26 protein-coding genes are annotated in these 24,192 nt (G+C 66.8%); 13 read left to right on the top strand and 13 right to left on the bottom strand.

The features are described 5' to 3' along the window. Positions 1-13: 13 nt before the first annotated feature. The 9 genes from rnt to C0541_RS13305 form a co-directional block, all read right to left on the bottom strand. The gene (rnt, locus tag C0541_RS13345) at positions 14-655 is read right to left on the bottom strand and encodes a ribonuclease T (protein ID WP_115049031.1); all 642 of its coding nucleotides are present in this window, start codon (positions 653-655) and stop codon (positions 14-16) included. A 140-nt stretch (positions 656-795) separates the two neighbouring features. Next, on the bottom strand, positions 796-1,194 hold the full coding sequence (locus C0541_RS13340) for an RcnB family protein (protein ID WP_115049029.1): 399 nt from the start codon (positions 1,192-1,194) through the stop codon (positions 796-798). Between the two features lie 131 nt (positions 1,195-1,325). Further along, positions 1,326-2,036, bottom strand: a complete 711-nt coding sequence (gene phoU / locus C0541_RS13335; RefSeq protein WP_005994733.1) for a phosphate signaling complex protein PhoU — start codon at positions 2,034-2,036, stop codon at positions 1,326-1,328. A 129-nt stretch (positions 2,037-2,165) separates the two neighbouring features. After that, complete coding sequence (gene pstB / locus C0541_RS13330; RefSeq protein ID WP_115049028.1) at positions 2,166-2,996, bottom strand: phosphate ABC transporter ATP-binding protein PstB; 831 nt, start codon at positions 2,994-2,996, stop codon at positions 2,166-2,168. 22 nt (positions 2,997-3,018) lie between these two features. Then, positions 3,019-3,882, bottom strand: coding sequence for a phosphate ABC transporter permease PstA (pstA, locus tag C0541_RS13325; protein WP_115049026.1), 864 nt, complete (start codon positions 3,880-3,882; stop codon positions 3,019-3,021). Further along, the gene (gene pstC / locus C0541_RS13320) at positions 3,882-4,856 is read right to left on the bottom strand and encodes a phosphate ABC transporter permease subunit PstC (protein WP_006450306.1); all 975 of its coding nucleotides are present in this window, start codon (positions 4,854-4,856) and stop codon (positions 3,882-3,884) included. The genes pstA and pstC overlap by 1 nt, the downstream gene beginning before the upstream one ends. 112 nt (positions 4,857-4,968) lie before the next feature. Continuing rightward, positions 4,969-6,060, bottom strand: coding sequence for a phosphate ABC transporter substrate-binding protein PstS (pstS, locus tag C0541_RS13315; RefSeq protein ID WP_115049024.1), 1,092 nt, complete (start codon positions 6,058-6,060; stop codon positions 4,969-4,971). 186 nt (positions 6,061-6,246) lie between these two features. After that, positions 6,247-7,266: a phosphate ABC transporter substrate-binding protein PstS gene (gene pstS, locus C0541_RS13310; protein ID WP_161960053.1), complete on the bottom strand. Its 1,020-nt coding sequence runs from the start codon at positions 7,264-7,266 to the stop codon at positions 6,247-6,249. A gap of 221 nt (positions 7,267-7,487) precedes the next feature. After that, positions 7,488-8,738 carry an OprO/OprP family phosphate-selective porin gene (locus C0541_RS13305; RefSeq protein ID WP_115049022.1) on the bottom strand — a complete coding sequence of 417 codons (1,251 nt, stop codon included), beginning with the start codon at positions 8,736-8,738 and terminating at the stop codon, positions 7,488-7,490. Positions 8,739-9,074: 336 nt separating this feature from the next. On the opposite strand from C0541_RS13305, the gene C0541_RS13300 reads away from it, so the two are divergent. The 3 genes from C0541_RS13300 (at position 9,075) to C0541_RS13290 (ending at position 11,769) form a co-directional block, all read left to right on the top strand. After that, positions 9,075-9,395: a hypothetical protein gene (locus tag C0541_RS13300; RefSeq protein WP_193725945.1), complete on the top strand. Its 321-nt coding sequence runs from the start codon at positions 9,075-9,077 to the stop codon at positions 9,393-9,395. A gap of 113 nt (positions 9,396-9,508) precedes the next feature. Further along, entirely contained in the window at positions 9,509-10,189 is a 681-nt protein-coding gene (locus tag C0541_RS13295; protein ID WP_016902474.1) for a carbonic anhydrase, read from the top strand. Between the two features lie 11 nt (positions 10,190-10,200). Beyond that, entirely contained in the window at positions 10,201-11,769 is a 1,569-nt protein-coding gene (locus tag C0541_RS13290) for a SulP family inorganic anion transporter (protein WP_115049018.1), read from the top strand. A gap of 238 nt (positions 11,770-12,007) precedes the next feature. Here the strand turns inward: C0541_RS13290 and nth are convergent, their stop codons facing one another. Genes nth through C0541_RS13275 form a run of 3 tightly spaced genes read right to left on the bottom strand, consistent with a single transcriptional unit; the run spans position 12,008 to position 13,888 of the window. Further along, on the bottom strand, positions 12,008-12,718 hold the full coding sequence (gene nth, locus C0541_RS13285; protein ID WP_115049016.1) for an endonuclease III: 711 nt from the start codon (positions 12,716-12,718) through the stop codon (positions 12,008-12,010). Next, on the bottom strand, positions 12,715-13,095 hold the full coding sequence (locus C0541_RS13280) for a hypothetical protein (protein ID WP_115049014.1): 381 nt from the start codon (positions 13,093-13,095) through the stop codon (positions 12,715-12,717). The genes nth and C0541_RS13280 overlap by 4 nt, the downstream gene beginning before the upstream one ends. Before the next feature lie 10 nt (positions 13,096-13,105). Further along, on the bottom strand, positions 13,106-13,888 hold the full coding sequence (locus C0541_RS13275; protein WP_115049012.1) for an enoyl-CoA hydratase-related protein: 783 nt from the start codon (positions 13,886-13,888) through the stop codon (positions 13,106-13,108). Positions 13,889-14,051: 163 nt separating this feature from the next. Between C0541_RS13275 and C0541_RS13270 the strand changes: the two genes are divergently transcribed. From C0541_RS13270 to C0541_RS13255, 4 genes are all read left to right on the top strand, one after another. Next, positions 14,052-14,750, top strand: a complete 699-nt coding sequence (locus C0541_RS13270; protein ID WP_016902469.1) for an FKBP-type peptidyl-prolyl cis-trans isomerase N-terminal domain-containing protein — start codon at positions 14,052-14,054, stop codon at positions 14,748-14,750. A 120-nt stretch (positions 14,751-14,870) separates the two neighbouring features. After that, positions 14,871-15,668, top strand: coding sequence for a CoA pyrophosphatase (locus C0541_RS13265; protein ID WP_115049010.1), 798 nt, complete (start codon positions 14,871-14,873; stop codon positions 15,666-15,668). Continuing rightward, a complete protein-coding gene (locus tag C0541_RS13260) occupies positions 15,665-16,537 on the top strand; it encodes a sulfurtransferase (protein ID WP_115049008.1) in 873 nt (290 codons plus the stop codon). The genes C0541_RS13265 and C0541_RS13260 overlap by 4 nt, the downstream gene beginning before the upstream one ends. Before the next feature lie 88 nt (positions 16,538-16,625). Then, positions 16,626-17,579: a DUF1684 domain-containing protein gene (locus C0541_RS13255; RefSeq protein ID WP_115049007.1), complete on the top strand. Its 954-nt coding sequence runs from the start codon at positions 16,626-16,628 to the stop codon at positions 17,577-17,579. Positions 17,580-17,633: 54 nt separating this feature from the next. On the opposite strand, the gene C0541_RS13250 is transcribed toward C0541_RS13255, so the two are convergent. Then, positions 17,634-18,209 carry an N-acetylmuramoyl-L-alanine amidase gene (locus C0541_RS13250; RefSeq protein ID WP_115049005.1) on the bottom strand — a complete coding sequence of 192 codons (576 nt, stop codon included), beginning with the start codon at positions 18,207-18,209 and terminating at the stop codon, positions 17,634-17,636. A gap of 23 nt (positions 18,210-18,232) precedes the next feature. On the opposite strand from C0541_RS13250, the gene C0541_RS13245 reads away from it, so the two are divergent. From C0541_RS13245 to rlmKL, 6 genes are all read left to right on the top strand, one after another. Further along, complete coding sequence (locus tag C0541_RS13245; protein WP_115049003.1) at positions 18,233-18,724, top strand: MOSC domain-containing protein; 492 nt, start codon at positions 18,233-18,235, stop codon at positions 18,722-18,724. Next, positions 18,721-19,248 carry a YqiA/YcfP family alpha/beta fold hydrolase gene (locus C0541_RS13240; protein ID WP_104582788.1) on the top strand — a complete coding sequence of 176 codons (528 nt, stop codon included), beginning with the start codon at positions 18,721-18,723 and terminating at the stop codon, positions 19,246-19,248. Before C0541_RS13245 ends, C0541_RS13240 begins: the two co-directional genes overlap by 4 nt. Positions 19,249-19,288: 40 nt before the next feature. Continuing rightward, complete coding sequence (locus tag C0541_RS13235) at positions 19,289-19,795, top strand: GNAT family N-acetyltransferase (protein WP_115049001.1); 507 nt, start codon at positions 19,289-19,291, stop codon at positions 19,793-19,795. A gap of 388 nt (positions 19,796-20,183) precedes the next feature. Beyond that, positions 20,184-21,797 (top strand): ABC-F family ATP-binding cassette domain-containing protein, encoded by a 1,614-nt coding sequence (locus C0541_RS13230; RefSeq protein WP_115050321.1) that lies wholly within the window; start codon positions 20,184-20,186, stop codon positions 21,795-21,797. After that, complete coding sequence (locus C0541_RS21055) at positions 21,776-21,967, top strand: hypothetical protein (RefSeq protein ID WP_115048999.1); 192 nt, start codon at positions 21,776-21,778, stop codon at positions 21,965-21,967. The genes C0541_RS13230 and C0541_RS21055 overlap by 22 nt, the downstream gene beginning before the upstream one ends. Continuing rightward, positions 21,964-24,099, top strand: a complete 2,136-nt coding sequence (rlmKL, locus tag C0541_RS13220) for a bifunctional 23S rRNA (guanine(2069)-N(7))-methyltransferase RlmK/23S rRNA (guanine(2445)-N(2))-methyltransferase RlmL (RefSeq protein ID WP_115048997.1) — start codon at positions 21,964-21,966, stop codon at positions 24,097-24,099. The genes C0541_RS21055 and rlmKL overlap by 4 nt, the downstream gene beginning before the upstream one ends. Positions 24,100-24,192 lie beyond the last annotated feature (93 nt).

Raw genomic sequence — 24,192 nt, 5'->3', positions numbered from 1 at the left:
CCCAATCCCCGGCTCAACCAGGCCCCGGCCACGCATTGGCAATCGTGCAGAACAGCCGCGCGGTCTGTTCGGTGTCGTAGACCGCGCTGTGCGCATCGGCGGCGTTCCACTCAAGCCCTGCGGCTTGTGCCGCGCGCGCCAGTACGGTCTGCCCGTACGCCACCCCGGCCAGGGTCACGGTGTCGAACACGCTGAACGGATGGAATGGATTGCGTTTGTGGCCCACGCGCGCAACCGCGGCGTTGAGGAAATTCAGATCGAAATGCGCGTTGTGCCCGACCAGGATCGCGCGCTGGCAGCCGTACTTCTTCACTGCCGCGCGCACCGGTGCGAACACGTGGTCCAGCGCGTCTTTTTCCTGCTTGGCGAAACGGAACGGATGGTCGAGCACGATGCCGGTGATCTCCAGCGACTTCGGGTCGATCTCCAGCCCCGGCGCCGGCACCAGATGCGCGCTGGCGGTCTCGCCGGGGAAGAACCGCCCGTCGGCATCCATCTCGATCGGCACGCAGGCGATTTCCAGCAAGGCGTGCCTGTTCCAGTCGAATCCTCCCGTCTCCACATCCACCACCACGGGCAGGTAGCCGCGAAAGCGCCGCGACATGGGCAGGAAGGAGGGGGCAGGTGGCAGGTCGACCGGTGCGTTCATCGGCATAGCCTAGCAGGTCGCATGCCCGGCCCGATCGTGGCCGCTGGCGGCGTGCCCGCGGGTCCGGACCGGCGACCGGGCAAACAAAAGCCCGACCCGTGTTGCCACGGATCGGGCCCGATCAGCCTGCGTTTCAGCCGCTGGCCTCAGCGGGCGGCAACCACGCTTGCGATCAGGCCGGTGGCCACCGCAATCAGCACGTAGGTGTTGTCCACGCGGCGCCACTCGTGCCCGCGCTGCGGCGCATGCAAATGATGCTTGCGGTAGTCGGCCACGCGCGTGCCGCGATGGTCCGGTGCCAGACGTTCGCCGCGCCGATAGGGCGGGCCACCACGATCGTTGCGGTGGTCGTCGTCGTGCGCGCCAGGGCGGTGGTCACGCCTGTCCTCGTGCCTGTCGTCGCGATGCTCGTCGCCACGGTCCGGACCACGCGCGTCGTGGTGCTGCGCGCGGTGATCGCGCGCGTCATGCTGTTGCGGCGCTGCGAATGCTGCAGTGGAGGTCAGCAGCGACACAAGCATGAGGAATCCGGTGATGCGTTTCATCTGCGTACTCCTGCGTGACAGGAACAGCCTGTGCGACTGCAGCCTGGTCGCGATTTGCTGAATACGCAATGATCAAAGGCTTTTGCGTTGGTTCGCGGCGTGCCGGCAGATGTCGCAGGCGGGTGTCCGGATCAGATGACGCCGGTGGTGCTGGTGTCGTCGCGCTTCAGGCGCGGCGGCAGCGGCTGCTCGCCATGGACCAGGAACCACACGTTCTCGGCGATGTTGGTGGCGTGGTCGCCGATGCGTTCCAGGTTCTTGGCCATGAACAGCAGGTGCGTGCAGGGAGTGATGTTGCGCGGGTCTTCCATCATGTAGGTCAGCAACTCGCGGAACAGCGCGGTGTACTGCGCATCCAGGCGTGCATCTTCGTCGCGTACGCGGATGGCCGCATCGGCATCCTTGTTGCGGTATGCCTGCACCGCCTCGCGCACGGCATCGGCGGCCATCTGGCCAAGTGCACGCAGGCCCACCGTCTGCGGCAGCGGCGGTGCGGAATTGAGCGCGATCGAGCGCTTGGCGACATTGGCTGCGTAATCGCCGATGCGTTCGATATCGGCTGGAATGCGCAGGCCGGCCAGGATCTCGCGCAGGTCGCGCGCCATCGGGCCACGCAACGCCAGCCGCATCACGTCGTGGCTGATCGCATGCTCCAGCGCATCGATCGCCTCGTCGTTGACCACGATGCGATGGGCGGCGTTGTCGTCGCGACGTTCCACCACATCCAGTGCGGCTTCCAGCTGCGCCACCGCCGTGTCGCCCATGCGCACGATCTCGGCGACAAGACGGTGCTGCTCCTCGTCGTAGCTTTTGACGATATGGTCGTTGAGGTGCTGGTTCATCGTGGTCTCGATTCGTGGCGGTGGTGGGTGTCCGCCTTCACCTTGGCGACATCGCAGGTGAGGGGGATGTCGTGCCGGGCAAGGGTGCGGCGAAGCGGCGTCAATGCGGGATGCGTCGCCCGCCCTACATCAACCGAAACGACCGGTGATGTAGTCCTCGGTCTGCTGCTTGGACGGCTGGGAGAAAATCGCTTCGGTGCGGTCGTGTTCGATCAGGTCGCCCAGATACATGAAGGCGGTGTAGTCGGACACGCGCGCGGCCTGCTGCATGTTGTGGGTCACGATCACGATGGTGTACTCGCGCTTGAGCTCTTCCACCAGTTGCTCGATGCGGCTGGTGGAAATCGGATCCAGCGCCGAGGTCGGTTCGTCCAGCAGCAACACGTCCGGCCGTAGCGCCACCGCGCGTGCAATGCACAGCCGCTGCTGCTGGCCGCCGGACAGGCCCAGCGCGCTTTGCCCCAGCTTGTCCTTGACCTCGTCCCACAGCGCGCCCTGGCGCAGCGCCTGCTCGACACGGTTGTGCATGTCGGCCTTGGACAGTTTTTCGTGGTGACGGATGCCGTAGGCGACGTTTTCGAAGATCGTCATCGGAAACGGCACCGGCTTCTGGAACACCATGCCGACCTTGCTGCGCAGCCGGTTCATCGGGTACTTCGGCGACAGGATGTTTTCGTTGTCCAGCAACACTTCGCCACGCGCCTCCATCTTCGGATACAGCGCATAGATGCGGTTGAAGATGCGCAGCAGGGTCGACTTGCCGCAGCCGGACGGCCCGATCAGCGCGGTGACGCGCTTTTCCGGAATCTCGATGTTGATGCCCTTGAGCGCGTGGTACTTGTCGTAATAGAAATCCAGGTTGCGTGCGGCCACCTTCACCGGCGCCTGTGCGATCGGTGCCCCCTTGGCGGCCGGAACGGCGATGCGATGCATCGGCTTGGCGTTTTGGAGATCGTTCATGTCGGGTGTCCGGAGGGAGAGGTCAGTCATTGGAGATCTTGTTGCGCAATAGCAGGGCACGCGCGCCCAGGCTCACCAGCAGCACGAACACGGTCAGCACCAGCGCGCCGGACCAGGCCAGGGTCTGCCAGGTCTCGTAGGGGCTGCCGGCGAACTGATTCATGATCACCGGCACGCTGGCCATCGGCTGGAACACATTGCTGTTCCAGTACTGGTTGCCGAAGGCGGTGAACAGCAACGGCGCGGTTTCGCCGCTGATGCGGGCCAGGGCGAGCAGGATGCCGGTGAGGATGCCGGCCGAGGCGGCGCGATACAGCACCTGCACGGTCACCTTCCACTGCGGAATGCCCAGCGACAGCGCCGCTTCGCGCATCTGCGCCGGCACCAGGCGCAGCATTTCGTCGGTGGTGCGCACCACCACCGGCAGCACGATGAAGGCCAGCGACAGCGCGCCGGCAAACGCGGAGAAGCGCCCGCCGGTCTGCATCACGTACAGCGTGTAGACGAACAGGCCCAGCACGATCGACGGTGCCGACAACAGGATGTCGTTGACGAAACGCACCACCAGCCCGGCCTTGCGTGCATTGCCGTACTCGGCCAGCCAGGTACCGGCGGCAATGCCCAGTGGCGTGCCGATCGCCAGTGCCAGGCCGCACATCACCGCACTGCCGAAGAAGGCGTTGAGCAGGCCGCCTTCCTGCATCGGCGGCGGTGTCATCTTGGTAAACAGGTTGACGTCGATGCCCGGCACGCCCTTGGACAGCAAGGTCCACAGGATCCAGGCCAGGAAGAACAGGCCGAACAGCGCGGTGACGCACGACAGCAACAGGGCGATCGCGTTGGTCACGCGGCGGCGGTTGTACAGCGATTGCGAGACCGAGGACATCAGTTGCCCTCCCGACGCGACAGCTGCATCAGCATGAAACGCGCGATCGCCAGCACGATGAAGGTCACGATGAACAGCACGAAGCCCAGCAGCAGCAATGCCGAACGATAGGTTTCGGTGGCCTCGCCGAAGTCATTGGCGATCAACGCGGCGATGGTGGTGCCGGGCTCCAGCAGCGACGGCGACAGCCGCACCGTGTTGCCCACCACGAACGCCACCGCCATGGTCTCGCCCAGCGCACGGCCCAGGCCCAGGAATACACCGCCGATCACCGCGGAGCGGGTGTAGGGCAGCACGATGTCCCAGCTGACTTCCCACTTGGTCGACCCCAGCGCGTAGGCCGACTCCTTCAGCCGCGTCGGCACGGTCAGGAACACTTCGCGCATCACCGAGGAGATGAACGGAATCACCATGATCGCCAGCACGAAGCCTGCGGTCAGCAGGCCGATCCCCAGCGGCGGGCCCTGGAACAACGGGCCGATCAAGGGCAGCGTGCCCAGGTGATCGTTGAGCCAGGGCGTCACGTGCTCGGTCATCACCGGCACCAGCACGAACAGGCCCCACATGCCGTAGATGATCGACGGGATGCCGGCCAGCAGTTCGATCGCGGTGCCGACCGGGCCACGCAACCAGCGCGGCGCCACCTCGGTGAGGAAGAACGCGATGCCGAAACTCACCGGCACCGCGATCACCATCGCGATCAACGCGGTGACCAAGGTGCCGTAGATCGGCGCCAGCGCACCGTATTTGTTTTCCACCGGATTCCAGTCGGCGGAATAGAAAAAGCTCAGGCCCTGCATCTGCAAGGCATGGCGTCCGCCCCACAGCATCGACAGCGCGGCGCTGCCGAGCGCCAACAGGACGAAAACGACCGTGGCGGCCAGCGCAAGCTTGAACAGGCGATCGGCACGCGCATCGCGCAGGTCGCGGCCGCGCGGGGCGGTCATCGCTTCGGGAATGGCGGTGGCATTCATTCGATTGGACTCGTCACCCGCGCAATCGCGGGAGCGTGAGACAGCAGGAACGGCGAGGCGCCCGCAGGCACCTCACCGCAGCGCATCCCGCCACGACAGCGGGTGCAGGGCATCACTTGAACTCGCTGGCCCAGTAGGCCTGGATCTGCTGCACCAGCTCCGGCGGCAGCGGCACGTAATGCAGTTCGCTGGCCTGGGCCTGGCCGTTGTCCAGCGCCCACTTGAAGAAGTCCAGCGTCGCCTTGCTGCGCGCCGCATCCTTGGGCTGCTTGTGCATCAGCATGAAGTTGGTCGCGGTGATCGGCCAGGCCTTCTCGCCGGGTGCGTTGGTGATTACCAGGTTGAAATCCTTGGCGTTGGCCCAGTCGGCGCTGGCGGCAGCGGCGGCGAAGCTTTCCGCATTCGGCTCCACCCACTGGCCGGCGGCATTCTGCAGCGAGGCGTAGGGCATCTTGTTCTGCAGGGCGTAGGCCAGTTCGACATAGCCGATCGAGCCCTTGATCTGCTGCACGTACGAGGCAACGCCTTCATTGCCCTTGCCGCCGACGCCACCGGGCCACTGCACCGAGGTGCCTTCGCCGACCTTGCTCTTCCACTCCGGGCTGACCTTGGACAGGTAGTTGGAGAAGTTGAAGGTGGTGCCCGAGCCATCGGAGCGGTGCACCAGGTTGATCTTGGTGGCCGGCAGGCTCACGCCCGGATTGGCTGCGACGATCGCCGCATCGTTCCACAGCGTGACCTTGCCCAGGAAGATGTCGCCCAGCAGCGCGCCGGTCAGGCGCAGCTTGCCCGGTGCGATGCCTTCCAGGTTCACCACCGGCACCACGCCGCCGATCGCCGAAGGGAACTGGCCCAGGCCGGCCTGCTGCAGCTCGGCGCTGTCCAGCGGCTTGTCGGTCGAACCGAAGTCCACCGTGCCGGCCTTGATCTGCGCGATGCCGCCGCCGGAGCCGATCGACTGGTAGTTCACCTTGTTGCCGGTGGCGGCGTTGTAGTCGGCCGACCACTTGGAGACCAGCGGATAGATGAAGGATGCACCGGCGCCGGAGATCTCGGCGCTCTTGCTGTCACCGGCGGTGGCGCCCGCGCTGGGCGCACCCTTGGCGGTATCGCCGGACTGCGCATCCTTGCCGGGCGAGCAGGCGGCCAGGGCGAGGGCGATGGTGAGAGACAGGGCGGTCAGGCTGGCCGACTGCAGTTTCATGGAAGCTCCGGGGCTGGATTGGCCGGGGGACCCGGCAGACCACGCTATGAAATGATGTTTTTGTTACACGTGCATGACAGCGCCTTTTGGAGAAGCCATCACAAAAAAGACGCGACCCCGTGGGGCCGCGTCCCGGTGCCGACGCCGGGGAGAGAGACGGCGTCGTTCCTGTTGCTGTGGCTGGCGTTAGTTGGGCAGGTTCCTGGCCCAGTAGGCTTCGATCTGCGACACCAGGCTGTCCGGCAGCGGCACGTAGTCCAGCTGCTTGGCCTGCGCATCGCCCTTGCTGTAGACCCAGCGGAAGAACTCCAGCGTGTTCTTGAGGCCGGCCGGGTTCTTCGGCTTCTTCTGCACCAGGATGAAGTTGGTGGCGGTGATCGGCCAGGCGTTATCGCCGGCGGCATTGGTCATCACCAGGTAGAAGTCCTTGGCCGTGCCCCAGTCGGCGCTGTTGGCAGCGGCGGCAAAGGTCTCGTCGGACGGCTGCACGAACTTGCCGGCGGCGTTCTTCAGCGCGGTGTAGGCCATCTTGTTCTGCAGCGCATACGACAGCTCGACGTAGCCGATGCCGCCCTTGATCTGCTTCACGTATGCGGCCACGCCTTCGTTGCCCTTGCCGCCGATGCCGGTCGGCCACTGCACCGCGGTGCCTTCGCCGACCTTGCCTTTCCAGTCCGGATTGACCTTGGACAGGTAGTTGGTGAAGTTGAAGCTGGTGCCCGAACCGTCGGAGCGATGCACCACGGTGATCTTGCCCTCGGGCAGCTTCACGCCCGGGTTGAGCGCGGCGATCGCCGGGTCATTCCAGTTGCTGACCTTGCCCAGGAAGATGTCGCCCAGGGTCTTGCCGTCCAGTTTCAGCGCGCCTGCCGCCACGCCGGGCACGTTGACCACCGGCACCACGCCGCCGATCACCGACGGGAACTGCGCCAGGCCGGCAGCGGCCAGTTCTTCCGGCTTGAGCGGGGCATCGGACGAGCCGAAGTCCACGCTGGCCGCCTTGATCTGGGCAATGCCGCCGCCCGAACCGATCGATTGATAGTTGACCTGCTTCCTGGTGGCCGCGTTGTAGTCGGCCGACCACCTGGACATCACCGGATAGATGAACGAGGCACCGGCGCCGGTGACATCGGCGGCCTGGGCGCACAAGGCCAGCGCGGCGGTGAGCACGCCGACGGCCAGACGGGTCTTCAGAGAGTGGATCACGGAACAGCTCCTGTAGCGAAGGGATGAGGACGTCCCGCAATGGCGCCATTGCAGAGCAACGGCATGACCATGCGGTGTCGAGGACATGACAGCGCAATGACGGCATTGCGCCGGTGCGCATTGCGGCAGGCGGGCAGGGTGGTCGCCGCTGCCGCGCGCACGCTTGTTAATGGAGAGCCGCATGTAACCAGCGCACCGCGGTGGCCGGGTCCGGCGCGCACTTACCAATAGAACTGCGCACGTGCCTCGATGATCGACGGGTTGTCGTCGACCAGGCCACGGGTGGCGCTGTTGTAACGGGTGCTTTCCACCTTGGCGTAGTCGAGTGCGAACTTGAAGTTGGAGCGCCAGTACCAGTTGGCGCCGACCGTCCACACATCCATCTTGCCGCCCAGCACACCGTCCACGAACGGTGTGCTGCCGTTGGAGACCAGGTGTCCGTCGTTGAGGTCCAGGGTGTCGTAGCGCACCGCCAGCTGCCACATGCCCGAGGCCGGCGCATTCGGTAGCGGGGTGGTCGGCACGCCGGCCTTGTAGCCCCAGGTCTCGCCGGTGATGTTCCAGACCCCGCTCACGTACCAGCCGTCACTCTTGTAGTCGCTGGCGTTGCTGCCGATGCGCTTGGCGGTTTCCTGGAAGTACTCGCTCTGCAGCTTGAACGGGCCGGTGATCCACATCGCCTCGGCTCCGGCCACCCCCACGCTGTCCACGTTGGTGATGGCGCCGCTGTCGATCAGGCGGATGGTGGTCAGGTCGGCGTCCGGACGCGCGCGCAGGCGCAGGGTGTCGTCGTCGGTGTCGTAACCCAGGTAGCTCAGGCCGACGTGCAGCACATTGCCGCTCTCGTTGATCGGCGCCCAGGTGCCGCGTGCGCCGTAGCCGCTGCCATGGGCCTGGTTGCGGGTCAGTTCGCGACCAAACGCGCTGGCGGTGAGGCTCCAGTCGTTGTCGCCCATGCCCCAGGCCACGCCCAGCCGGCGCGAGATGCCGTAGGTATTGGTCACCGCGGCCTTGGAGACGAAGTCGTTGTTCTTGGTGCTGGACAGTTCTTCCAGGCTGTTGGGCTGCTTGAACTGGCCGATCTGCAGGTAGTTGTTGGCGTTGCCGGCGAACTTGTACTTGATGTTGTTGTCGAGGAAACGCCCGGTGCTGCGGATGGTGGTGCCGCGGATGGTGACCTCCTTCAGCACGCTGGGGTCGTAACCGGCCACCCATTCAATATTGCCCGGGCCCTTGCCCTTGAGCACCAGCTCGGCACGGCGGATGCTGAATTCGGAATTGTCGCCATTGGCACCGATCGGGCCATTGAGGTCCTGCACATCGTTGTGGAACCAGTTGCCGTCGGCCTGGACCAGGCCTTCCAGTGACATCTCCGAGCCGCCGATCACGTCGATGGCGATTTCGGCGTGCGCGGCGGGTGCGGCCAGCGCCAGGAGCAGGGCGGAGCCAAGCAGGGTGGGAGAAAGTTTCATGTGTGCCTTGCGACCGGAGAAAGTGAGCGCAGGCTATGGCGTGAAGGTTGCGTTAATGTGACAACTGTGGAGCGCGTTGCAATCCGGCTTTTGTCAGCAAAGACAAGGATTTACGCGTGTTTGTTTTTTGTCGTCGTGTGTCATGAGTCTGAACGAAGTGCTTCGTATGACAGGGATGACAGCGACGCAGCGCGCGGTTTCAGCGAGCTCAAGCTTATCGCGACCTGAACCAACTGGATCGAACTGTGTCGCAGCAGGCGCTTTGTGCGTCGCACCACTTGCACAGGCGCGTTCTAAATTGTTAGTTTCGAGGCCATGTTTCCTCGATTCCTCCAATTGCTGTTGGTCTGCCTGCTCGCGCTCACCGCGTGGTCGGCGGCCGATGCCCACAGCCGCATCCACGATGCGCTTGTGGGCGACGGCGTGGCAGTGATGACGGATGCCGGCGAGGAACGCGACGCCGCCGAAGATCTGCAGGACGACGGGGACACACAGACCCAGGTCGATACCCACTCTGCAGACGACATCCCCTTGCTCTCCCAGGCATGGCTGGTGCTCGCCCGCTATTTCCCCTCCTGGTACGCGCACTACGCGCCGGCATCTCAAAAACGCGACCTGATCCCGCAGCTGCGTCCTCCCAACGCAGTGCGCGCCTGATCTTCCGTTAGTCGCGTCAACCGGTGCAGCGCACCGGCTTCCTTTGATTTGTTCGTCTTTGCACTTCGCGGTTCGCACCGCGGAGGGCCATTCGTTGCCTAGAGGTGTCTCCCATGGAAAGTTTGCTTGAAGGTTTCCGTCATTTCCGTAAGGAAGTGTATCCGCGCCAGAGTGCGCGCTTTCAGGAACTGGCCGGCGGCCAGAGTCCGCATACGTTGTTCATCACCTGCGCCGATTCGCGCGTCATGCCGGAGCTGATCTTCTCCGCGCAGCCGGGCGAGCTGTTCGTCTACCGCAACATCGGCAACGTAGTGCCGCCTTACTCCCAGCACGTCAGCGGCGTGGTTGCGGCGATCGAGTACGCCATCGCCGTACTGGGCGTGCGGCACATCGTGATCTGCGGCCACACAGACTGCGGCGCGATGAAGGCCGTGCTCAAGCCGGAATCGCTGGAAGATGTGCCGTCCGTGGCGGCCTGGCTCAAGCACACCGATGCGGCGCGTCATGTCACGGCCCATCACGGCCACGATCCGCACAGCCAGGAAGCGCTGAGCTGCATGACCGAAGAGAACGTGGTCTCGCAGCTGGACCACCTGCGCACGCAGCCGGTGGTTGCCGCGCGTCTGGCGGCCGGTACCTTGCGCATCCATGGCTGGATCTATGACATCGCCCACGGCGAGATCCGCGCCTTCGATGCCGAGAAGGGTGGCTTCCGTCCGTTGTTGGCGGACAACACCCCTGAAGCCACCCCGCGTCCGCGACTGCAGCAAGTCGTGCGCGCTGAACTCGCCTGACGGAGCACATCATGAACACATCAGGTATCGGCGGATATTTCCGTCAGGGACTGTTCGGACGTGATTTGTTGTCGTCTGTCGTGGTCTTCCTCGTCGCACTCCCGTTGTGCATGGGCATTGCGATCGCTTCCGGCATGCCGCCGGCCGCAGGCCTGATCACCGGCATCATCGGTGGACTGGTCGTCGGCTTCCTGGCGGGCTCTCCTCTGCAGGTGAGCGGACCGGCCGCCGGCCTGGCTGTGTTGGTGTTCGAACTGGTCCGCGAGCACGGCATCGCCGCACTGGGTCCGGTGATCCTGGTGGCCGGTGCGATCCAGTTGATCGCCGGCCTGTGCCGCGCAGGCGTGTGGTTCCGGATGACATCGCCGGCCGTGGTGGCCGGCATGCTGTCGGGCATCGGCATCCTGATCGTGGCCTCGCAGGCGCATGTGCTGATGGATGCCGCTCCCAAGGCGCGCGGTCTGGAAAACTTCGCTGCATTGCCGGCGGTGGTGTGGCAGGCGATCAGCGAAGGCACCGGCCGTACCGCGTTGTTCGTGGGCCTGGCCACCATCGGCATCATCCTGGCATGGGACAAGCTGCGCCCGCAGCGTCTGCGCTTCCTGCCGGGTGCGTTGATCGCGGTGGTGTTGGTCACGGCGACGGTGCAGTTGCAGGGCCTGAACGTCAACAAGGTGGATGTGCCCACCAATCTGTTCTCGGCGATCAGCATCCCCAGCGTGGCGGACATCTTTGGCGTGTTCAATGCGACCTTGCTGGTGTCGGCGGTGACCTTCGCCTTCATCGCCAGCGCCGAGACCCTGCTGTCGGCGGCGGCGGTGGACCGCATGCATCAGGGCGCGCGGACGCAGTACGACCGTGAGCTGGCGGCGCAGGGCGTGGGCAATATGCTGTGCGGTTTCCTGGGCGCATTGCCGATGACCGGCGTGATCGTGCGTAGCGCGGCCAATGTGCAGGCCGGAGCGGCCACGCGCATGTCCACGGTGCTGCATGGCGGCTGGTTGCTGGTCTTCGCGATGCTGCTGCCGTGGCTGTTGCGGATGACGCCGGTGGCGTGCCTGGCCGGCATCCTGGTCTACACGGGCGTGAAGATGATCAAGATCGGTCAGGTCAAGGAGCTGGCGACGTATGGTCGTGGCACCGCGGCGATCTATCTGGCGACCACCTTCGCGATCGTGGCGACCGACCTGCTGACCGGTGTGCTGATCGGCTTCGGGCTGTCGTTGTTCCGTCTGGCCCTGCATTCTTCGCGCCTGAAGGTGGACGTGCGCGAGCACGAGCACAAGAAGGACGAGATGCATCTGACCCTGCAGGGCTCGGCCACCTTCCTGAAGGTGCCGGCGATGGCGCGTACGCTGGAGAGCGTGCCGCCGAACACCGCGCTGCATCTAGACGTGGCCAAGCTGCATCACGTCGACCACGCCTGCATCGAGTTGTTGCGCGACTGGAGCCGGAATGCGGCCTCGCGCGGCTGCGAGCTGGTGGTGGACTGGAACGAGCTGGATCGACGCGTGGAAGGCCAGCCGGCGGTGGAAAGCGTGCTGGTCGAACAGCGCGTCGAACAAGCCAAGGCGGCGTAAGCCCGCTGCAAACGCCCGGCGCTGGCGCCGGGCGACCTCTATCGTGACCGGGTGATGCATGGCGCCGCAAGACGCATCATCTGGTCGCGATTTTTTTATGGCCGGGATTCGGGATTCGGAACTGGGGAATCGGAGGAGCCGGGATCGGTGGTGCTGATTCCGCCACTGGTGCCTGACTGGGCGCTTGCAGTTGCGATGGTTCTGCCAGGCCGTGTCAGCGATGTTGAGTCGGGCTGCGTCAGTTTTTGAGGGTTTTCGAGCGTTCGGCGGGGGCGGGGGTCTTGTCGCGGTACCGGCATAGGTCGTGGATCACGCAGCCTGGGCAGTCGGGCTTGCGTGCCTTGCAGACGTAGCGGCCATGCAGGATGAGCCAGTGGTGGGCGTCGTGCAGGAACTCGGCAGGAATGACCTTGACCAGCGTGTCCTCGACCGCGCGCACGTCCTTGCCCGGGGCAAGGCCGGTGCGGTTGGCGACGCGGAAGATATGCGTGTCCACCGCCATGGTGGGCTCGCCGAACGCCGTGTTGAGCACGACGTTGGCGGTCTTGCGGCCGACGCCGGGCAAGGCTTCCAGCGCGGCGCGATCGTGCGGTACCTCGCCGCCGTACTGCTCCAGCAGGATCCTGCAGGTGGCGATGACGTTCTTGGCTTTGGCATTGAACAGGCCGATGGTGGCGATGTAGCGCTTCAGGCCATCTTCGCCGAGATCGAGAATGTCGCGCGGGGTACTGGCCACCGGATACAGCTTGCGGGTGGCCTTGTTGACGCCGACATCGGTGGCCTGTGCCGACAGCAGCACCGCGATCAGCAACTCGAACGGCGTGGTGTATTCCAGCTCGGTGGTCGGGTGCGGATTGAGCTCGCGCAGCCGCGCGAACATCTCCTGTATTTCAGGCTTGCGCATGAGCTTGCCGCGCCTTGCCGGCGGGGCCTGACGGATCGCGTTCATGGCGGTGCTCCGCCCGCGGCCTTGGCCTTTGCGCGCGCCAGGATGGCAGCGGCCAGCGGCGGCAATGTGGGGGCCGCCGGTTGGCTGGGCGTCGGTGCCGGCGTCCGGCGTGCATCGCGTTCGGCGGCACGACGTTGCAGGCGCGCAGCGCGTGCGCGGTAGCGTTCGCGCGCGGCCCAGGCATCGCGCAGCCGCTGTTGCGCGGCAAGCAGCACCGCGCGCAGCTGCGGGCAGGCCGGATCCAGCAGGTCGTCGCCTGGTTCGGGGCGGTACTCCATCAAGCCCAGCGCCAACGCACGATCGAGATCGTCCGTGTGTACGCAGTCGAACAGCTGGAGCGGCAGGGGACGTGCTGCCGGGTTGGGGTCGAACGTCATGGCAAGCCGATCAGCGATTGAGAAAGTGCGCGGGGCGTTTTTCGAGAAACGCGCCGGTGCCTTCGCGCATGTCGTCGCTGGCAAACAGCAGCGCAAATTGCGCGGTTTCCAGCTGCAGGCCTTCTTCGATGGCGCACTCGCCACCGAACACCACCGCATCCAGAATGCCGCGCAGCGCGAGCGGTGCGGCGGCGGCCAGGCGCTGTGCCAGGGCAAGCGTTTCTTCCTGCAGTGCCTCCGGTTCGACCACGCGATTGACCAGGCCCAGCTGCAGCGCACGCGACGCATCGATCGGCAGGCCAAGCAGGCACAGCTCCAGTGCCGCCGCTCGCCCGGTCAGCCGTAGCAGCCGTTGCGTGCCGCCGAAACCGGGGATCAGGCCGAGGTTGATCTCCGGCTGCCCCAGGCGTGCGGTGGATGCGGCAATGCGCAGATGGCAGGCCATTGCCAGCTCCAGCCCGCCGCCCAGCGCAAAGCCGTTGACCATGGCGATCACCGGCTTGGGCATGCGCTCGATCCGGCGCATCAGCTGCTGGCCCAGCAGCGAGAACTCACGGCCCTGCATCGCCGACAGCTCGCGCATTTCGGCGATGTCCGCGCCGGCGACGAATGCCTTGGGGCCTGCACCGGTCAGGATCACCACGCGGATGTGGTCCGCGCTGGCTGCTTCGGCAAACGCATGATCCAGTGCCCGCAGCGTGGCCTGGTTCAAGGCGTTCAGTTTGTCCGGTCGATTGACCGTGATCGTCCGTACACTGGCGTGATCGGCGATCAGGATGACGTGATTGGACATGGAAATCCTTGCGAACGTAAAAAATTAGTAAAGGCGGAACTTCCGAAAGCCTTGCTGGTCCTAGCTTTCGTGATAAGTAGCGGTTCGGTATCGCGGCCGCTATCCTAGCGCGTCATCTCAGGCGGCAGACCCGTCCTGTGCCACCACCCTGGAGAATTGTTTGATGAAGTTGCGTTCTATCGCGGTCGCTGTGGCGGCCCTGGCCCTGACGGGCAATGCACTGGCCCAGGACACGACGTCCGAGAAGGGCAAGTTGAGCTACTACTTCGGCTATGACTACGGCAACAACCTTGCCGAGCTCACCGGTCGCGGCGAGCAGCTCGACATCAACTCGGTGGTAAAGGGTCTGCAGGACGCCTATGCCAAGAAGCAGCCGGCCATCACTGCCGACCAGCTGAAGCCGGCCGTTGAAGCGTTCCAGAAGCGTGAGCAGGGCCGTGCCCAGCAGGCCAAGGCCGAGTACGACAAGGCCGCTGCGGCCAACAAGACCAAGAGCGACCAGTTCCTGGCCAAGAACAAGGGCACCGCCGGCGTGCAGACGCTGCCGAGCGGCGTGCAGTACCGCGTGATCGAAGCAGGCAAGGGCGCCAAGCCGACCCAGGCCAGCACCGTGCAGCTGGAAGTGGCCGGTCCGTTCCCGTTCGGCGACCGCGAGAAGGCGCGTCCGGCGCAGCAGATCCCGGCCATCAAGGTCAGCGAAGTCGAAATGCAGGCCATGCGCGACACGCTGCTGCAGATGCCGGCCGGCTCCAAGTGGGAAGTGACCCTGCCGCCGGAGAAGGCCTACGGTGCCGACCCACGCACCCCGTTCCCGCCGAACGTGGCGGTGCAGTTCGAGATCAAGCTGGTCAGCGTCAAGTAATTGCACTGGATGTTGCTGTGACAACGCCGGCCACCAGGCCGGCGTTGTCGTTTGGATCGAGCGGATCTGTGCGAGAGGAGGGATGGACGGCGTGACGATGCGGTGCGGCGGGAGCCAGCGATGAGCGACACGGATTCGACCCGCAATGGTCTGCCCAGCCCGTGTATCGGTGTATGTTCGCTGGACGCGCAGGCGCACTGTGTCGGCTGCCTGCGCAGCCTGGATGAAATAGCACGCTGGATGAGTATGAGCGACGCCGAACGTCAGGAGTATCTGCACACGGTTCTGCCGGCGCGCGCGTTGGCCGCGCGGCTGCCCGAATGGGCGCAATTGCAGCGTGCGTTGTATGCGCTGGACACCGCGCCCGCCGGGCCGGGTTGGAATCATGCCGAATTGATCGACCTGACCGAGGGCGGCGCGTCCGCCGAGGCCGCAGTGCTGTGCGGTCTGGTGCCGCGCGCGCAGGGCACCATGGTGCTGCTGACCCGGCGCACCGATAGCCTGCGTCACCATGCCGGCCAGGTCAGTTTTCCCGGTGGACGGACCGAGCCGTCGGATGCGGATGCGGCCGCTGCGGCCCTGCGCGAGAGTTGCGAGGAAATCGCCCTGGGCGCCGGCCAGGTGCATGCGCTGGGCTATCTGGATCCGTTCCTGACCGTGAGCGGTTTTCGCGTCACGCCGGTGGTGGCGGTGATCGACCCGGCGTTCGTGGCGGTGCCGCAGCCGGACGAAGTGGCCGAGGTGTTCGAGGTGCCGCTGGCCTATCTGATGGAGCCGGGCAACCTGCGCAGCGTGGAGCTGGAGTATCGCGGCCGGCCGCGCCGCGTGCTGGAATACGACTGGCCGGGCCACCGCATCTGGGGTGCCACCGCGGCCATCCTCCTCAATCTTCGTCGTCGTCTGGAGCAGGTTGCATGAGTGCTGAGCCCCACTGGACCACGCTGGTCGACAGCGCCACGCTGGCCGCGGCATTGCCGCATCCGCAGTTGCGATTGCTGGACGCGCGCGCGGCGCCACCGACTGCGCCGGACCCGGAGGCCGCGCGCAAGGCCTATGCGCAGGGGCATCTGCCCGGCGCGCACTACGCTGATCTCGACGACGACCTGGCCGATCTGTCGCTGCCGGCACAGGGGCGGCATCCGCTGCCGACCAGCGCGGCATTTGCCAGTCGGCTGGGCGCGTGGGGGATCGACCCGGACAGCCAAGTGGTGATCTACGACGCCGCCGACGGCAGCATGGCCGCGGCGCGTGCATGGTGGCTGCTGCGGTTGATGGGGCATCGCCGCGTGGCGGTGCTCGATGGCGGGTTGGCCGCCTGGCGCGCTGCCGGCTTGCCGGAAAGCACAGAGCTGCCTGCAGTGCGCGATGGTGCGGCATATCCCGGCAGCTTCGACAGCAATGCGGTGGTCGAGGCCGGGCAGATCCTGGCGCGGCTGGACCAGGCGCCGGGCTGGTTGCTGGATGCACGTGCGGGCGAACATTTTCGCGGCGAGGTAGAGCCGGTCGATCCGGTGGCCGGGCATGTGCCCGGTGCGGTGAGTCGCCCCCTGGGCGTGAGCCTGCGCGACGGGCGGTTCAAGCCGGCAGAGGAACTGCGCGCCGAGTTGTCGGCGCTGCTGGGTGCGTATCGTCCCGAGCAGGCGGTGGTGATGTGTGGCTCCGGGGTCACCGCGTGCCATCTGCTGCTGGCACTGGAAGTGGCCGGATTGTCGGGCGCGCGCGTTTACGCCGGCTCCTGGAGTGGCTGGCTGCAGGATTCGACACGTCCGGTCGCGACCAACCGCTGATTGCAGGCACAATGGTGCCAGGAACGGTGACCTGTGGGGACGCAGGTTCGCTGCGCGGAGCGCAGTTTCTCGCAGTGCTGGGTGACTCATGCGGTGGCAGTTGCAGGTCGGCGCGTTGTGCGTCGCGATGGTGTCGATGGCTGCCTGTTCGGCGGGGTCGACCGCCGACGCCAATGGTGCGCGCATCGCCGGTCGTGGACAGAGCGACCGCCACGCGGTGTATCAGAGCGAACTCGAACGTGCACGTGCCGAGCGCCTGCAACGCCTGCGTGCGCCCGACGGTTGGCTGAGCTATACCGGCTCCGGGCGCGTGCGTGCAGGCCACTACCAGGTGGGCAGCGATCCACGCAGCGACGTGGTGTTGCCGGCCGGGCCTGCGCAGCTGGGCCAGCTGACACTGGACGGCGAGGGCCGCGTGCATTTCGATGCCGCCGCCGCCGCACCGGTGTACCTGAACGGGCAGCGCATCGATCGCGTGCACCTGGAGCCGGAGCGCGCAGGGCAGCGTGGCGATCGCCTGGAGGTGGAGGGCCGGCAGTTCTATCTGGTGCAGACCGGCAGCTTGTTCGGCTGGCGTTTCCGCGACCCGGCAGCGCCGCTGCTGAGCCATTTCGCCGGGCTGGAATATTTTCCGACCGATCCGCGCTGGCGCATCCAGGCGCGCTGGCAGGCGTATCCCACCCCGCGCACGACCACATTGCTGACGTCGATCGGCACACCGCTCACCGTCGAGGTGCCGGGCGAGGCGGTGTTCTCGCGCAATGGGCAGGAGTACCGCTTGCAGCCGATCGTCAGCGACGACGGGCAGGGCCTGTTCTTCCTGTTCGCCGATCGCACCAGCGGCAAGGAAAGTTATGGCGGCGCGCGTTATCTCTACACCGCCGCGCCACGCGACGGCCGGCTCGTGCTCGACTTCAATCTGGCCGAGAATCCGCCCTGCGCGCTGACGCCGCACGTGGTCTGCCCGATCGCATCGCCGGAAAATCGCCTGGACCTGGCAGTGAATGCCGGCGAGAAGACCTACCGCGCGACCGAGCGCTGAGCACCGGACACGCGAAGGCGGCACGCAGTGTCGACGGCGGTGTCTGCGCCGCTGCTAGCGCGGCGTGTGCGACCAGCTGACTGCCGCTTCGATCTGCGGCCACGGAAACAGCGGGCCGGGGTCGAGCTTGCGCTGGATCTTGCGCGACGGGTCGTCGCTGGCCGCTTCCTGGGTGGTGTCCAGTGCCTGGTGACCGGCGATGCGGCGTACCGACGGCAGCTGCTGTTGCAGCCACTGCAGCAGCGTGACCAGCGCAGTGATCTGCGCCTGCGGATACGGTTCGCTCATGCACTGATGGCGCGAGTCCAGCCAATGCGGATAACGGCCGCTGTTGACCAGTTCGATGCCCAGCGTATGCGGGTTGTGGCCGCGCACGTGATGGGCCACGCGCTCCAGCGCGACGTATTGCTGGATGCTGCCGTTGCGGTCGATGTAGTAATGCCCGCTGTTGCCGGTGCCGCTGTCGTAGAGCACGCGTTCGCCGTATTCGCGCGCCATTGCCATGTCGGGCAATTCGGTGCAATGGATGACCACCATGTCGATCTGCGTGAGCGCGCGTCGCGCCAGCCGCGATTCGTAGGACAACGGCGCGTAGGTGATCGGTGGCGACGGCAGGACGGCATCGGACATGGGGCGGATGCTAGCATTGCCCGATGGCTTTGAATCCCGACAGCCCCTTGGGCAAATTGATGGCAACCCTGCCGCAGACCGGGCAGGTGACCTGGATCGGCGTGCGTCCCGCGCGCGACGTGGCGATGATCGCGGTGGACGCGGCGCAGGCCACCACCGGCGTCGGCCTGGTCGGCGATCGCTACAAGGGCGGCAGCGGCAAGCGCGGCGTGACCTTGATCCAGGCCGAGCATCTGCCGGTGATCGCGGCGCTGGCCGGCCACGCCGCGATTGCGCCCGCCACCTTGCGCCGCAATCTGGTGGTGTCCGGTATCCCGTTGATCGCCTTGAAGGGGCGGCGTTTCCGTATCGGCGATGTCGAGCTGGAAGGCACCGATCCCTGCGATCCGTGCTCGCGCATGGAGGACGCGCTGGGTGCGGGCGGCTACAACGCCATGCGCGGTCATGGCGGCCTGTGCGCACGCGTCCTGCGTGGCGGCGTGCTGCGCCTCGGCGATACGGTGCAGGCGCTATGAGCCGCGGTCATTGCATCCTGTCGCACGGCTTCGAAAGCGGCCCGGATGCGCTGAAGGTCACCGCCCTGGCCGATGTCGCCGCGCAGCTAGGCTGGACCCACGAGCGCCCGGACTACACCGATCTGGACGCACGCCGCGAGGTGAGTTCGCTGGGCGATGTGCAGGGCCGGCTGCAACGCCTGCTGGAGATCGCGCGTGCGGCGGCCGACAAGGGCCCGCTGGTGCTGGTCGGTTCCAGCCTGGGTTCGTATATCGCCGCGCAGGTGTCGTTGCAGGTGCCCACGCGCGGGCTGTTCCTGATGGTGCCGCCGACCAGGATGGGGCCGTTGCCGGCACTGGATGCGGCGCGCGTGCCGATTTCGATCGTGCATGCCTGGCGCGACGAATTGATTCCGGCCAGCGAGGTGATCGCCTGGGCGCAGGCGCGGCATGCGCGCCTGCTGCTGGTCGACGACGAACACCGGCTGGCGTCGCACGTGGATGCATCGGCACGGGCCTTCGCCGAACTGTTGCAGAGCCTGTGATGCGCAACCGGTTGAAGGTGTGCGTGCTGCGGGGCCTGCGATGAACGTGCTGATTCGCGAAGCCAGCGATGGCGATGCCGCGGCGATCGAGCTGCTGACGATGGTCGCGTTCATGCGCGACGAACATAGCCGCCACGACGAGCAGCACGTGATCGCCGCCTTGCGCAACGACGGCGCGCTGGCGTTGTCGCTGGTGGCCGACCACGACGGGTATGTGGTCGGGCATCTGGCGGTATCGCCGGTGTGGCTGTCGGACGACTCGCCCGGCTGGTACGCGTTGGGGCCGCTGGCGATCGGCCCGGGGCATCAGCGCCAGGGGCTGGGCACGCGCCTGGTGCAGGCGGCGCTGGCCAGCTTGCGCGAGCGTGGCGCGGCTGGCTGCCTGGCATTGGGCGAGCCGGCGTTTTTCAGGCGTCTGGGCTTTGCGGTGGAGCCGGGGCTGACCTTGCCCGGCGTCCCGGCATCCGAGCTGCAGGCGCTGGCGTTTGGCGACCGCCTGCTGCCGCTGGCCGATGTCGCCTATCACCCGGCCTTCGGGCTGGGTTGAGTCCAGCCGCTGGCGACTGGCGTGATCCACGCCAGGCACTGGGTCGGCAGGGGACGGTTTTCGCGGGCTCGAGGACGCAGGGACACCGGGTCCCGGCAATTGCGTACCGGCGAGCGCTCGCCGCGGTTTCCGGAGGCGCCAGGAGGTCGGCAAGGTGCTGGCCTGCAGGAGCGTGAACCGCCGTGAATGCCGGTGCTCGCCATGCTGCGCTTGACCGCGGCCACGCCTGCGATTTGGCCTGCCTCGCAGGCTGACCTACACTCTGCCGGGTTGCCCATTGTCTGAGGATTGGTCCAATGCGCCATTGATGCCGCCGTCGTGATGACGGCCTTACCCGCTGCCGGTCCGGCTGGATCGGTGCGTGTGCTGGCATGCAATGGAGATCCGTATGACCTGTCCGTCGCTGACGCTGGAACGCGTTGCGTATGTGCTGCCCGATGGCAGCCCGCTAGTTTCCGATCTGAGTATCCACATCGACCAGCGCGCCACCGGCCTGGTCGGGCGCAATGGGGTGGGCAAGAGCGTGCTGGCGCGCCTGCTGGCCGGCGAGTTGCTGCCCAGTGCCGGGCGCTGCGTGCGCAACGGCAGCGTGCACTACCTGCCGCAGCGCGTGCGCGTCGCGCCGGGGCAGCGCATTGCCGACCTGGCCGGTGTCGCACCGCTGCTGGATGCGCTGGACCGTATCGCCGCCGGCAGCGTTGCGCCTGCCGATTTCGAGCTGGTCGGCGAGCGCTGGACCGCCCATGCGCACTTTGCCGCAGAACTCGAACGGCAAGGCCTGGGTGGGCGCGATCCGCACGCACCGGCCGCGCAGCTCAGCGGCGGCGAAGCGATGCGCGTGGCGCTGGCCGGTGCGTTCCTGAGCCGGCCGGAGCTGTTGATTCTGGACGAGCCCAGCAATCACCTGGATGGCCCGCAGCGGCAGCGGCTGATGGATCAATTGCTGGCATGGAGCGGCGGCTTGCTGGTGATCAGCCACGACCGCAGCCTGCTCGATGCGATGCAGCGCATTCTGGAATTATCTGCGCAGGGACTGCGCAGCTATGGCGGCAATTACGCGTTCTATGCGCAGCAGCGCGCCATCGAACAGCAGGCGGCTAGCGCGTTGCTGGCCCAGCGCAAACAGGCGCGTGCGTGCGGCGAGCAGGCGCTGCGCGAGCAGCAGCAGCGCCAACAGCAACGCCAGGCACGCGGCGCGCGTGCTGCAGGGCAGGCCAACCAGGCCGCGATCCTGCTCGGCGCGCAGAAGCAGCGCAGCCAGGTCAGCGCGGGGCGGCTGCAACAGCACCGCCAGGCCGAACAGGCGCGGCTGGGCGAGGCGGTCATGGAGGCCGCAGCGCTGGTGCAGGACGACACCACGATCGCGCTCCTGGCGCCGACATCGCCCGCCGGCGCATCGCGGCAGCTGGCCACGCTGCAACAGGTGGAGCTGGCCGGCGGACGGCTGGGCGGGCGGCGGGTGGATCTGCTGCTGCATGGGCAGCCGCGGATCGGCCTGGTCGGCCCCAACGGCAGCGGCAAGTCGTCGTTGCTGCAGCTGCTGGCCGGGCGCCTGCAACCCAGCGCGGGGTGTTGCCAGGTGCATGTGCCGCTGGCGTATCTGGATCAGCACCTGGGGCTGCTGGATCCGGCGCGCTCGGCCGCTGCGCAGCTGCAGGATGCAGATCCGGGCGCGCCAGCCCACGCACAGCGGCTACGCCTGGCGCTGCTGGGGCTGGACCAGCAGCGTGCCGACCTGCCCAGCGGCCAGCTCAGCGGCGGCCAACGGCTCAAGGCGGCGCTGGCCTGCACGCTGTACCGGGCGCAGCCGGCGCAACTGCTGTTGCTGGACGAGCCGACCAACCACCTGGACCTGGCTTCGGTGGAGGCGATCGAGACGCTGCTGTGCAGCTACCCCGGGGCGCTGATCGTCGCCTCGCACGATGCTGCCTTCCTGCAGCGGCTGGGCCTGCAGCAGCGCCTGGACACTGCGCAGGCGCAGTGGCGGCTGGCGCCGTGGTGAACCGCGCAGCGGGCGATCCGGCCGACGGGCTGGTAAAGCCGGCCCCGATGGCCGACCATTTGCGCCCCGCCCGCGGCGGCCACGGCTCTGCCCGCCAGGGCGCCGGCCCAGCGTCCTGCTCCCGCGCTCGCCCCCACGGCCAGCGTCTCCATCGATACCTGCCTACGTGAAATTCTTTGCATCCTGTGCCAAGGGCCTGGAATACCTGCTTGCCGACGAGCTGCTGTCGCTCGGGGCCGGCAAGGCCACCGCCACCATCTCCGGCGTCAACGTCGAGGGCGAGCTGCGCGATGCGCAGCGCGCCGTGCTGTGGTCGCGGCTGGCCAGCCGGGTGCTGTGGCCGTTGAGCGAGTTCGATTGCCCGGACGAGGACGCACTGTATGCCGGGGTGGCCGAATTGCCGTGGGACGAGCACCTGTCCGTCGGCCACACGCTGTCGGTGGACGCGCATGTCTCCGGGACCGCGATCACGCACGCCCGTTACGCGGCGCAGCGGATCAAGGACGCGGTGGTCGACACCATGCGCCGGCAGGGCCTGGAGCGCCCGTCGGTGGATGTGGACAGCCCGGATCTGCGTTTGAACCTGTCGCTGCGCAAGGGCCGCGCCACCATTTCGGTGGATCTGGGCGGCGGCCCGCTGCATCGGCGCGGTTGGCGCATGGCGCAGAACGATGCGCCGCTGAAGGAGAATCTGGCCGCGGCGGTGTTGCTGCGCGGCGGTTGGCCGCGCGCCTACGCCGATGGCGGCGGCCTGCTGGATCCGATGTGCGGCAGCGGCACCTTGCTGATCGAAGGCGCGCTGATGGCCGCCGACGTGGCCCCCGGCCTGCAGCGCTATGGCAGCGATCTCCCCAGCCGCTGGCGCGGCTTCGACCGCGAGGGCTGGCAGCAGCTGGTGGGCGAGGCGCGCGAGCGCGACAGTCGCGGCCGCGCCGCGCTCAGGCAGGTGATCCACGGCAGCGACATGGATCCGCATGCGATCCGCGCTGCGAAGGAGAATGCGCAGGTGGCCGGCGTGGCCGAGGCGATCTGGTTCGGCGTGCGCGAGGTGGGTGATCTGCAGACCCCGCCGCAGGCCACCGGCGTGGTGGTGTGCAATCCGCCTTACGACGAACGCCTGGCTGCCGATGCGGCGCTGTATCGCCGCCTGGGCGACACCTTGCAGCGTGCCGTGCCGCAATGGCGGGCCAGCCTGCTGTGCGGCAATGCCGAGCTGGCGTATGCCACCGGCCTGCGCGCGGGCAAGAAGTACCAGCTGTTCAATGGCGCGATCGAATGCGCGTTGATCGTCTGCGACCCGATCGCGGTGCCGCGGCGCACCCCGCTGGCGGCGCCGACCGCACTCAGCGAAGGCGCGCAGATGGTCGCCAATCGCCTGCGCAAGAACCTGCAGAAGTTCAAGAAGTGGCGCGCACGCGAAGGCATCGAATGCTTCCGCGCCTACGACGCCGACCTGCCGGAATATTCCGCCGCCATCGACGTGTACCAGCAGGCCGACGGCGATCGCCGCGTGTTTCTGCATGTGCAGGAATACGCCGCGCCGGCGACGATTCCCGAAGCCGACGTGCGCCGCCGTCTGGGCGAGCTGCTGGCCGCCGCACGCGAGGTGTTCGAGGTGCCGGGCGAACGCGTGGCGCTCAAATCGCGCGAGCGCGGCAAGGGCGGCAGCAAGTACGGCCGCTTCGAGCAGCGCAACGAATTCATCAACGTGCGCGAGCATGGCGCCTTGCTGCGGGTGAATCTGTTCGATTACCTGGATACCGGCCTGTTCCTGGACCATCGCCCGTTGCGCGGCACCATGGCGGCGCAATCGAAGGGGCGGCGCTTCCTCAACCTGTTCTGCTACACCGGCGTGGCCAGCGTGGAAGCGGCGGTGGCCGGGGCAAGCTCGACCACCAGCGTGGATCTGTCCGGCACCTATCTGCAGTGGTGCGCCGACAATCTTGCGTTGAACGGCCAGGCCGGCAGCAGGCACACGTTGGTGCAGGCCGACGCACTGGCCTGGCTGGAAGCCGAGCGCGCGCATTTCGACGTGATCTTCTGCGACCCGCCGACCTTTTCCAACTCCGCACGCGCCGAGGACTTCGACATCCAGCGCGAGCACGTGCGGCTGCTGCGTGCGGCGATGGCGCGGCTGGCGCCGGGTGGGGTGCTGTATTTCTCCAACAATTTCCGTCGCTTCAAGCTGGACGAGGACCTGGTGGCCGAGTTTGCGCAGTGCGAGGAAATCAGTCCGCGCACCATCGACCCGGATTTCGAGCGGCATGCGCGCATCCATCGTGCGTGGCGATTGACTGCCTGATGCCGTGGCCCGGTCGCGTCTGACCGGCCAGTGCAGGGATTGCGCGCCCGCTATCGCCGGCGCCTGGCTGGCTGTGCTGCGCCATGCCAGCGG

The sequence above is a fragment of the Xanthomonas arboricola genome (assembly GCF_003353015.1).
Classification (GTDB): domain Bacteria; phylum Pseudomonadota; class Gammaproteobacteria; order Xanthomonadales; family Xanthomonadaceae; genus Xanthomonas; species Xanthomonas arboricola_E.
Note: the sequence above shows the minus strand (reverse complement) of the source record. Positions and strands in the feature narration are given on the sequence as shown.